General features: G+C 42.5%; 10 protein-coding genes and 1 other annotated feature. Of the genes, 7 read left to right on the top strand and 3 right to left on the bottom strand.

Annotated features, from left to right (window positions below; genetic code table 11):
- Nucleotides 1-259 precede the first annotated feature (259 nt).
- The gene (gene msrA, locus G541_RS0107810) at nt 260-784 is read right to left on the bottom strand and encodes a peptide-methionine (S)-S-oxide reductase MsrA (protein ID WP_027827070.1); all 525 of its coding nucleotides are present in this window, start codon (nt 782-784) and stop codon (nt 260-262) included.
- A 387-nt stretch (nt 785-1,171) separates the two neighbouring features.
- Between msrA and cls the strand changes: the two genes are divergently transcribed.
- Both cls and G541_RS0107795 read left to right on the top strand, forming a co-directional pair.
- Entirely contained in the window at nt 1,172-2,647 is a 1,476-nt protein-coding gene (gene cls / locus G541_RS0107800) for a cardiolipin synthase (RefSeq protein ID WP_027827069.1), read from the top strand.
- 31 nt (nt 2,648-2,678) lie between these two features.
- Nucleotides 2,679-3,095, top strand: a complete 417-nt coding sequence (locus tag G541_RS0107795; RefSeq protein ID WP_009552129.1) for a hypothetical protein — start codon at nt 2,679-2,681, stop codon at nt 3,093-3,095.
- Between the two features lie 90 nt (nt 3,096-3,185).
- On the opposite strand, the gene G541_RS0107790 is transcribed toward G541_RS0107795, so the two are convergent.
- Nucleotides 3,186-4,043: a patatin-like phospholipase family protein gene (locus G541_RS0107790; protein ID WP_009552124.1), complete on the bottom strand. Its 858-nt coding sequence runs from the start codon at nt 4,041-4,043 to the stop codon at nt 3,186-3,188.
- Nucleotides 4,044-4,178: 135 nt separating this feature from the next.
- Nucleotides 4,179-4,429 (top strand) — a binding site (T-box leader).
- Between the two features lie 84 nt (nt 4,430-4,513).
- Between G541_RS0107790 and brnQ the strand changes: the two genes are divergently transcribed.
- The 5 genes from brnQ to G541_RS09710 all read left to right on the top strand — a co-directional run bounded on the left by brnQ (nt 4,514) and on the right by G541_RS09710 (nt 10,019).
- A complete protein-coding gene (brnQ, locus tag G541_RS0107785; RefSeq protein WP_027827068.1) occupies nt 4,514-5,896 on the top strand; it encodes a branched-chain amino acid transport system II carrier protein in 1,383 nt (460 codons plus the stop codon).
- A gap of 128 nt (nt 5,897-6,024) precedes the next feature.
- Nucleotides 6,025-6,963 (top strand): DMT family transporter, encoded by a 939-nt coding sequence (locus G541_RS0107780; protein ID WP_009552120.1) that lies wholly within the window; start codon nt 6,025-6,027, stop codon nt 6,961-6,963.
- A gap of 143 nt (nt 6,964-7,106) precedes the next feature.
- Complete coding sequence (locus tag G541_RS0107775) at nt 7,107-8,021, top strand: magnesium transporter CorA family protein (protein WP_009552117.1); 915 nt, start codon at nt 7,107-7,109, stop codon at nt 8,019-8,021.
- Between the two features lie 34 nt (nt 8,022-8,055).
- Nucleotides 8,056-9,387, top strand: a complete 1,332-nt coding sequence (locus G541_RS0107770; protein WP_009552116.1) for a threonine/serine exporter family protein — start codon at nt 8,056-8,058, stop codon at nt 9,385-9,387.
- A 68-nt stretch (nt 9,388-9,455) separates the two neighbouring features.
- Nucleotides 9,456-10,019 (top strand): nitroreductase family protein, encoded by a 564-nt coding sequence (locus G541_RS09710; RefSeq protein WP_235806375.1) that lies wholly within the window; start codon nt 9,456-9,458, stop codon nt 10,017-10,019.
- A gap of 74 nt (nt 10,020-10,093) precedes the next feature.
- Here G541_RS09710 and G541_RS09705 read toward each other — a convergent pair.
- Nucleotides 10,094-10,372: IS30 family transposase (locus G541_RS09705; RefSeq protein WP_035163214.1), on the bottom strand; the 279-nt coding region annotated here is incomplete at its 5' end.

The raw sequence follows: 10,372 nt of genomic DNA, 5'->3' as shown, positions 1-10,372 counted from the left end.
ATAGTGGTGCCCATAAAGGTCCTTCTTTCTAATGGAATGTTGTAACGACACCATTAAAGACCTTTATGGGTTTTTCTGTCCACTAAAATGTTCAACTTAAATTTTACAATCTGCCATAAGATAATGGAAAAGGCTGGGAGAAAATAATATTTTCTCACCAGCCTCGGTCTAATTTATTAACATTTCACGGATAACGTAGAAAACAACTGCAGGTCTAGAACCTAAAAGTTATCTCCCAACTATTATATTTATTGAATGGTTAGTCGGCCCAATTTTCTTTAATGAATTTTTCGCGCCCACCTTTTTCTTCAATCATGTAGCGGAAAGGATTCTTCTTGTAAAAATCCTGATGATAATCTTCGGCAGGGTAAAAAGGTTGGGCATCTTCGATGGTTGTGACAATTTCGGCATCACCGAAATGACCACTTGCTTGGAGCTTCTGCTTAGAAGCTAGGGCTATTTGCCGTTGAGCGGGACTATTGGTGAAGATTACCGGGCGGTACTGGTCACCACGATCCTGGAATTGCCCCATAGCGTCGGTTGGATCTGTTTGGCGCCAATAGATTTCGACCAATTCTGAGTAAGAAATTTTCTCAGGATCAAAGGTGATTCTCACGGCCTCGGTATGTCCAGTCGTCCCAGTGCAGACCTCTTCGTAAGTTGGATTAGGGACGTGGCCTCCGGTATAGCCGGATTCAACCTTTTCAATCCCGGGAAAAGTATCGAAGGGTTTAACCATACACCAGAAACACCCGCCGGCAAAAATTGCAGTATCTAAACTCATACAAAAGACATCCTTTCGTAAGTAATTATTGGTTGTTCTTATCTTAACCCGCAAAAAGAAAATAACAAACTAAAAGGCTCAGTAGTTCTCCTAGATCTTTGTTATCAAAGACCAAAATAAGTGTGATATAGTATGAGTTAGATTTAATAATGAGGGTGAAAACTATGACAAAATACATCGTTGAATTAACAGAAGCAGATTTAAACATGATTAAAGATTGCCACTCAAAGAATCCTTCTTTGATGGAAGCAATGAATAACGCACAAAAGAAAGAAGACTAAAATTACTTTCACTGTGGCTGAGGACGCGAACAATATTGTTCGCGTCTTTTTTGTTGAAGCCAAGAACGTGGTAAAATAGGAAACAAGAATTCAGGGGAGGAAAACTATGTTAGTGGATTGGGATATTATTCGCCGTATTATTGAAGCTATTTTAGCGATTAATGCGGTATTGGCATTTTGGACAGTTTTTCGTAGCCATCGTGATATTGCCTCAACATGGGCTTGGCTATTAGTGTTAACTATCTTTCCATATGTAGGTTTTATTGCTTATCTATTTGTTGGACGCCAACTTTCGCACGACAAAATTTTTTCAATTCAAGAAGAGCAAGCAGCTTTACGTAACCGTATTTTGCGTAAGCAACGGCAGCTGATAGCAGGCAATAAGCACATTGAGCATAAACGTGAACGGCAGTTAGTGGACCTGTTTTTGAGTACCAACGATGCGTTGCTAACAACTGATAATCAGGTCAAGATATTCACCGATGGTCAGGAGAAGTTTGATAGTTTAATTGCAGACATTAACGCAGCTGAGGATCATGTGCTGATTGAATATTATAGTTTTTATGCTGATAATCTTGGAAAACGCATTTTGACTGCCTTAGAACACGCTGCCCAACGGGGAGTTCAGGTTCGGGTTTTGTATGATATGGCTGGATCACGTGGCACTACGTACAAGTTTTTCACCCAACTGGAAGCATACGGTGGGTTGGCTCAGGCTTTTGCTTCTAAAGCCAAGGCACGGTTCACAACGCCCCGGATGAACTATCACTTACACCGTAAGCTCGCTATTATTGACGGGCAGATCGGCTACATCGGGGGATTTAATATCGGTGACCAATATCTAGGGGAAGATCCCAAGTTTGGTTATTGGCGGGATACACACCTACGGGTAGTCGGACAGGCAGTTAAGATGATGACTGTCCGGTTTGCGATGGATTGGAATACCACTTGTCGGGGGACTGATAAGCCACGGATCAATATTGAAGATCAATTTAAGAATTTCGAGGTAAAGCCACCTTTAGCGAATCCGGACTTAGTCCCCATGCAAATTGTGGCTTCTGGTCCTGACAACGAGGAATATGCAATTCGGCGGGGGTATGAAGCAATTATTGGTTCGGCTAAACAATATATCTATATTCAAACGCCGTACCTAATTCCAGAAGACTCATATTTAGAGGCGTTGATCATTGCTGCTCGCAGTGGGGTAGATGTTCGTATCATGATTCCGTGCATGCCAGACCATCCGTTTGTTTATCGGGCAACTGAATACTATGCGAAGTATCTTGTCGAAAATGGAGTTAAAGTTTATAAGTATGATAAAGGCTTTCTCCATGCTAAAACAATGGTAAGTGGGAACGATATTGCTTCGGTGGGTTCAGCTAATATGGACTACCGGAGTTTTCGCTTGAACTTTGAAGTTAATGCGTTTGCTTATAACAAAAAATTAACTGCACAATTAAAACAAATTTTTGAAGATGACCTCCAAGATTGTACATTGTTGACCGAGGAATATTTTGCTCAGCAATCATCATGGCGGAAGTTCAAACAACACTTTTCACGGATGCTTTCACCAATTTTGTGAGAGATAGTGTTTAAAGAAAATGAGGTGAAACATGCTGATTTTAGATGCGTTACTGAAAGTAGCGTTATTGGTAATCCTGTTACTACAAATACTTAATACCTTATCGGTGTACTTGATCCGAAGCAATACTTTTCAACAGGAGTTAGCGGGTGGCTTGCTATCAGAAGAAGTCAATCGATTGTTGGTGGGAAGTGCGGTCAGTGAACTTACAATCGGGGGTGCGTGGTTGCTCCTCTTGTATGTTTTCAAAGACTTTTCGCACTTGTGGCTGGTCTTTTTTATTCTAGAAATTGGAAGCTTTATTTACACCAGTTACCAGTATAAACACGCTGATTTGGCAAATAATCCCCAACGATTAGCTAAGTTTTATCATAAAAACATCTGGTTGATTATTGCGTGGATCCAATTGTTTTGTGTGGTAGGATATGCGTATCGAATTCTACGTTAAAATGAATTGTTAAATAGACCGAGGCTGGTGAGAAAAAATTACTTTCTCGCCAGCCTCGTTGTTTATTCATCCTTAGTAAGGAATGATTATTCAATTTTCAAGATAAGTGATCAGATGAGGGAGAATTCGGTGTGCCTCTCTTTGTCCTTGTTCATATAGTGCATCCAGCTTTTTAACATTGCCTTCTAGTCGTTTGATAGTTACAGGAATTTGCGGAGCGATGCAGAAAAGTTCCCCTCGTTGGTGCATTTTATTAATTGTGACAACTTGGTGGTTATACATTTCTGGACGGTTAATCCCCGCCTGGATGAATTCCGGATATTGACGGTAGAGATGTTGGTACATTTTAGCGACTGCAGAACTAGTCTTTTTCTTGCGGTAGTTAATGTCCCGGGTTCGAACAACGACAATTTTGTCGAAGCCCTGTTTTTGAGCAATATCAACTGGGATAGAGTCTGCGACACCGCCATCTAAGCACAGTCCTTGAGTGGTTTGCCGTGGTTCGGCCATAAAGGGCATGGAGGAAGATGCAATCAGCGCGTCCTGCAGGTCTTTGCCACCAGGATTGGTAAAAACCGCGGCTTGTCCAGTGGCCAAAGAAGTAGCAACAATCGAAAAATTAGTCGCTGAGCGATGGTAAGCACGTTCGTCAAAATTACTCCATTGCAAACCATGATCTTCAAACAGGTAGTCGAGATCGATGATACTCTTTTTGCGTAGGAGGTGTCGAATCGAGATGTAGTCACTATTATGGCGATAACCAGTGTTGATTGAAGTGACACGGCCATATTGTTTAGAAACAAAGTTGGCGCCACAAAGCGCCCCTGCTGAAACACCAATTACACTTTGAAATTCAATATGGTGAGCCAGGAAAGTGTCTACGACACCAGCAGAATATTGTCCCCGTAGTGCCCCACCTTCCAAGACTAATGCAGCGTTGTAAAGCATGGAAACATCCTTTCTGTGATTACTTATGCTTATTGTAAACTATTTTGATGGGATATCGATTAAAAAAATATTAAATAAATGATTGACAGATGAGATGGCCTAAGCTATATTATTAGCAAGCAAGATCGAATATCAAAGACCACGATGAGAAAGAAGAGTAGTCTGAACTGAACTGACAGCGAGTCCCGGTTGGTGTGAGGGGATGAGGGAAGTTGAGATGAAAATCCCTTTCGAGTGTTGGCCCGAACATAGTAGGGTCCATTGGGAACGCCCATTATAGCGTTAGCGTATCGCTCAAAGTATGACTTAGGGCCGTACGTGAAAGGTAACTGCAGCGATGTGGTTATGAATGCAGGGTGGTACCACGCACAAGAGGCGTCCTTGAACCGTAACGACGGTTTGAGGGCGCCTTTTTTCGTGATGATAGGCGGTCAAAGAGGTATTGGCAAAACCATGTGAGGAGAATTTTTATGAAAAAAGATTATAGTAAATTAACCTTAAAAGATTATTTTGTCGTTAGTTCGATGCTCTTTGCCTTGTTCTTTGGGGCGGGAAATTTGATCTTTCCCCTGCATTTAGGGCAGATGGCTGGGCATAATTGGTTATTAGCAACCGGGGGTTTTTTAGTAACTGGGGTATTATTACCGCTTTTGTCAGTGTTAGCAGTTGCTGTAACCAAATCCAAAGGGGTCTATGATGTTGGGTTGCCACTGGGAGCAGGCTTCGCACTGGTCTTCATGGTCTTGATTCACGCAACGATCGGACCGTTGTTTGGGACTCCACGGACAGCTACTGTTTCATACACGGTGGGGGTAGCCCCACTTTTACCTGCAGGTTGGCAAACATGGGGCTTGGCAGTTTTCTCAGCCTTGTTCTTTGCAGCCGCTTTTGCATTATCTTATCGGCAAAATAAGATTGTGGAAAACCTGGGTAAGCTATTAAATCCAACATTCTTAGTCTTACTTTTCGTAGTTTTCTTCGTAGCATTTTTACACCCGATGGGAAAATTATCATTAGCTAAAGCAACAACTGCTTATGTCAACACACCATTTATCAACGGGTTCTTGGAAGGCTATAATACGATGGATGCTTTGGCAGGTTTGGCCTTTGGGGTAACGGTTGTGACAGCTATCCGGATGATGAAGAAGAACGAAAGTGTTTCTGTAACAACTACTAAAGCCGGAGTCTTTTCGATGGCTGCAATGGGGTTGATTTACCTACTGTTGGTCATGGTTGGTGTGATGTCACTGGGCAAGTTTAAGTTATCGGCAGATGGTGGGATCGCTTTTTCCCAGATCGTTAATGGGTATGCAGGGACAGCTGGTCAAGCATTTTTAGCGGTTTTGATGACTTTAACATGTTTGACTACTGCAGTTGGTTTGGTAGCTGCTTTTGCTCAAGACTTCCATGAACATTTCCCTCAGCTCAGTTATCACACATGGTTATTTTTGAACTGTTTCGTTTCTTTCTTGACAGCTAACTTGGGATTACAACAAATCATTGCATGGTCTGTGCCAATGTTGATGTTCTTGTATCCATTATCAATGGTTTTGATCGTATTGTCAGTGACATCACCATTGTTCAACCGTGATGGCCGGGTATACTTTGCGGTAGTGTTGTTTACGGTGGTACCTGCTTTCTTTGATATGGTGGTTTCCTTCCCTGCCGTAGTAAGTCAAAGTGCATTTGGACAAGCAGTGGCCGCTTTCCGGTTACACTACTTACCATTATCTGCCCTAGGCTTATCGTGGGTTGTGCCAGCCCTAGTTGGCTTTGCCTTAGGAGTTGTATGGCATGTGGCTAAGCGGAGACAAACTAGTCGTCAGTATCAAGTTAACTTAGAAAAAGAATAGTTATAGAATGGATTAGGACAGGCTTCTGTTACGAATGAAAAATTTCGTAACGTTGCCTGCCTTTTTGTTTTTAATTAAAAGAGTTTTGTTATAAAATGAGAGAAGTTTTTACTGAAAGGGGACTGATTATGCAGTCAGAGTTTTCAAATACTACTGTAATTAAGGGGATTGCCTTGTCAGCTTTAGCTTCGACATTTTGGGGAATCTCTGGGGTAGTAACTCAATTTATCTCTCAAAACCTCACCATTCCAGCTGCCTGGTTTTTATCAATGCGGACTTTTGGCGCTGGAGTGACGCTTTTACTGATTAGTTTTCTTTTTTATGGGCCGAAAAAAACCCTGGGTGTCTTTAAGAATTGGAAGTCGGTGGGGATTTTGTTAGCCTATGCTTTGATAGGGTTAGCGGCTAACATGGGCTCGTTTTATGTATCAATTCAGACGGGGAATGCCTCGGCTACGACAATTTTGCAATATTTAGCGCCATTATTTGTAGTTGCAGGAGCTTTCTTTTTTAAGCATATTCGACCTTTGCGTTCGGATTTAATTTCATTTTTGTTATGTTTAGTGGGTGTGTTTTTTGCCTTGACCAAAGGGGATATGACGCAGTTAGCTATCCCTATGGATTCGTTAATTTGGGGATTGATCTCTGCAGTTACGGCTGCCTGTTACGTAGTTTTCCCCCGTCCTCTGATTGCTGCTGGGAATCCCCCGTTTGTCGTTTTAGGGTGGGGAACATTGATCGCAAGTATCGGCTTTAATACCAACCATCCATTTTGGCATAACCACCCAACTGTGAGTTGGCAACTAGTAGTGGCTGTGGCAGCAGTTATCTTAATTGGAACGATCATGTCGTTCAGTACCCTTTTATACAGTCTGCGTTTTGCTCCATCAGATGTGGTAAGCATTATGGATGCAGTTCAGCCGATTGTAACTTCAGTTCTCAGTGTTGTCTTTTTAGGTTTGCATATGACATGGATTGAAACATTGGGTGTTATTATTGTTATCGTAGCGATTTATATTCTACAAAATAGTCGGCAAAAATTAGAGAAAAACGCGAAGACGTTTTAAGAAGTAGGCACGGATGAGGTTGGAAATTCCAACCTCTATTTTTTTGAACTGTGGGTGACTATCAGCAGACTTGTGAGTTTAGGCATAAGAGTGGCTTTTGCGTTATAATAAAGGCAACTATTTAAGCTGACGGAGGGGGAAACATGCTAAAGATTAGACAGATTAATGCTGAAAATCGGTGGATCAGTGTGTGTAAGCCAACGATCAAAGAGCAACACGAATTGGTGACTAAGTATCATGTGTCTGATGAGATGTTGGAATACGCAATCGACCCGTATGAAAAGGCCCGGGTTGAAACAGATGAAAAGCGGGGCATTACATTATTAATTTTTGACGTTTATGTTCCCACGGATGAGATTCCAGCACCACAAACAGCACCGATTGGAATCATGTTGACGGAAAAGGACCTGCTAGTCTTTACTAATGAGGAAACAATGTTTGTTAACCAGATGGCTGAGCAAACATTGGAGGCAGTTGAATTGGAGTATGGGAATAAACTCGACTTTGCTTTGATGCTGATGTATCGCTTATCAGTTGAATATCTAGAACCGCTCCATATGATTGATGTTAAGCGCCAAAGACTCCAAAATAAGATTTTGCAACGGACAGGACGTCGGGTGATCAATGAATCTATGGAGATCGATACCAATCTGGTTTATATTCTTACTTCACTTCGTGGCAATGTTTCCTTGTTAATGGAGTTTGATCGAATCTATGGGCATTCAATGACAGACCAGCAAGCCGATTATTTGGATGATATTATTGTCGAAGCCCAGCAGGGGTTGGAAATGGCCCAGATGATTTCGGAAGTTGTGGAGCGGGTTTCGGATGCATATGGTAAAGTTTTAGACAGTGATCTAAACCAAACGATGAAGGTCTTAACGGTCTTTTCAATCGTTTTGTCGATTCCAACAATTGTATCGGGCTTTTATGGAGAAAATGTGCACCACTTGCCATTTGCTGATAGTCCCTATGCTTGGCAGATCACGGTTGGGATAGCAGTACTGTTGATGATCGTCACTTTAGTGATTGTTCTCAACCGGCGCTGGTATCATTAGTTAATTGAAAATTTGGAAGAAAGAGTGAGAGAGAATGGAATATGAAGACAACCCCCGCATGCGGCACCACATGCCGATTCCTTGGGAGGAGTTTGCTGAGAAAAATGGTGACACGATCGCACGTGAAGCCCCTTTGCGTGAGAAAGCTGCTTTAGTGGGACGGATTGGCATCATCATGCTATCCTGCGGGACCGGTGCTTGGCGGGTACGTGAATCAATGAATACTGCGTCCCGGGTGCTAGGCATTACTTGTTCGGCCGACGTGGGGTTAGTTTCTTTGGAATACACTTGTTATGAAAATGGTATGAGCTATACTCAAGCCTTGTCTTTACCACGAACTGGAGTTAACACGGATAAGCTTCGGGAAATGGAGAGTTTTGTGCGACGTTTTGCTAATGATGGAGCTTATCTTACTGTTCGCCAAGTCCATGACTTGCTAGATAAAATTGAGAATAAGCCTGCCAATTATCCAGCGTTTGTTGCTGGCTTAGCATCTGCTTTAGCCTGTGCGGGGTTCGTTTTTCTTCTCGGTGGCGGCTGGATTGAAATGATCTGCTGTTTCTGTGGGGCCGGTTTGGGGAATTACGTCCGTAAAAAGATGGGTGAATACCATTTGACTCACTTAGCCAATACGGTTGTTAGTGTAGCGGTTGCCTGTCTAGTTTACTTAGTAGTTTTTGAATTGCTGTTGAAATTTAATATCAATGAACGGCATGAAGCGGGGTATATTGGTGCAATGTTGTTTGTTATTCCAGGATTTCCATTCATTACTAGCGGGCTCGATATTGCCAAATTGGATATGCGGTCTGGACTAGAACGCCTAGCTCATGCGGTAACAATTGTAGTTGTTGCGACCCTAGTCGGGTGGCTAGTGGCATATACAGTTCATTTGCGCCCAGCAGACTTTATTCCGCTTAATTTACCTCCACTAGTGTTATTATTATTACGGTTGCCAGCCAGTTTTTGTGGGGTTTTCGGTTTCTCAATTATGTTCAACTCGACACCTAAGATGGCAACCACAGCTGGTGTGATTGGGGCCATAGCCAATACTTTGCGGTTAGAATTAGTTGATTTAGGCCATATGCCCCCCAGTGCAGCTGCTTTTTGTGGCGCTTTAGTAGCGGGCTTGTTGGCATCATTGATTCATAAGAAGATGGACTTCCCCCGGATTTCGTTAACTGTTCCATCGATTGTGATCATGGTTCCAGGATTATATTTATATCGGGCAACGTATAATATCGGGTTAACTTCGATAGGAGTGGGAGCCTACTGGTTAACCCAAGCAATTTTGATTATTATTGCCTTACCGTTAGGTTTGATTGCAGCGCGAATTGTAGCTGATTCAAAGTGGCGATACAATGACTAATTAAATATAGATTAACGTAGCACCTAAGTTGGTGCTGCGTTTTTCTTTCTTAAAAAGGAGTGGTGTTGATGCAGACAAATGATACTATTACAACACAGTTGAATCATCGGACGGTACGGCAATTTACCGACCAGCCGTTAGATAAAGAAACGCTAACTACTTTGTATGAAGTAGCACGCCGGACAGCAACTAGTCAATATTTACAGCAGTTTTCGCTCATTCATGTGACGGATCTGGCAAAGAAACGTCGTTTCGCTAGCATTTGCCGGCAACCAGCGATTGCAGAAAATGGGGACCTGTTTATTTTTGTAGCTGATTTGCGGCGTAACCAACAGATCCGGCGAAAAAATGGGGTTGATGATGGCCGCTTGCATACTATGGACCTCTACTTGCAGGGGATGGCTGATGCGACCCTAGCGTTACAGAATATGTATGTAGCGGCGGAGAGCCTTGGCTTAGGTGGGGTGATCTTGGGAAGTATTCGCAATGATCTTAAGGCTGTAACGGAACTTTTAGACTTGCCAGCAATGGTCATCCCAGTACTAGGTTTGCGTCTAGGTGTGCCGGCTGAAGACCATGAACAAAAACCACGTTTACCCCAAAAATTATTAGTAATGGGTAGATTGCAATAAATAACTTGAACAAATTTAATCGCCAATTGCAATAATAAATTGAACACTTGCCAATAGCATCTGGTAGATTTTGACTATCTGTGTCGATAAATATGGTCAAGCTCTATGTCAAAGCACTCTTCTGGAGTCTTGTAGTTTAAGATCTTTCGAGGAAGAGAGTTGCACCATACTTCGATCTTAGCAATGTCTTCCACGCTGTACTTATCTATCCGGTCTCCCTTAGGAATATAGCGTCTGATAAGCCCGTTGTGCCGCTCTACGCTACCTTTATCACAGGATGTATAAGGGTGAGCATAATACACAAGCGTCTTGGAAACTTGCTCAAGATTTGATAGATCCGCGAACTCGGAGCC

The organism is Ligilactobacillus saerimneri DSM 16049, assembly GCF_000423265.1.
GTDB lineage: Bacteria > Bacillota > Bacilli > Lactobacillales > Lactobacillaceae > Ligilactobacillus > Ligilactobacillus saerimneri.
The sequence above is the reverse complement of the archived record's forward strand: the minus strand, read 5'-3'. Positions and strand labels throughout refer to the sequence as shown.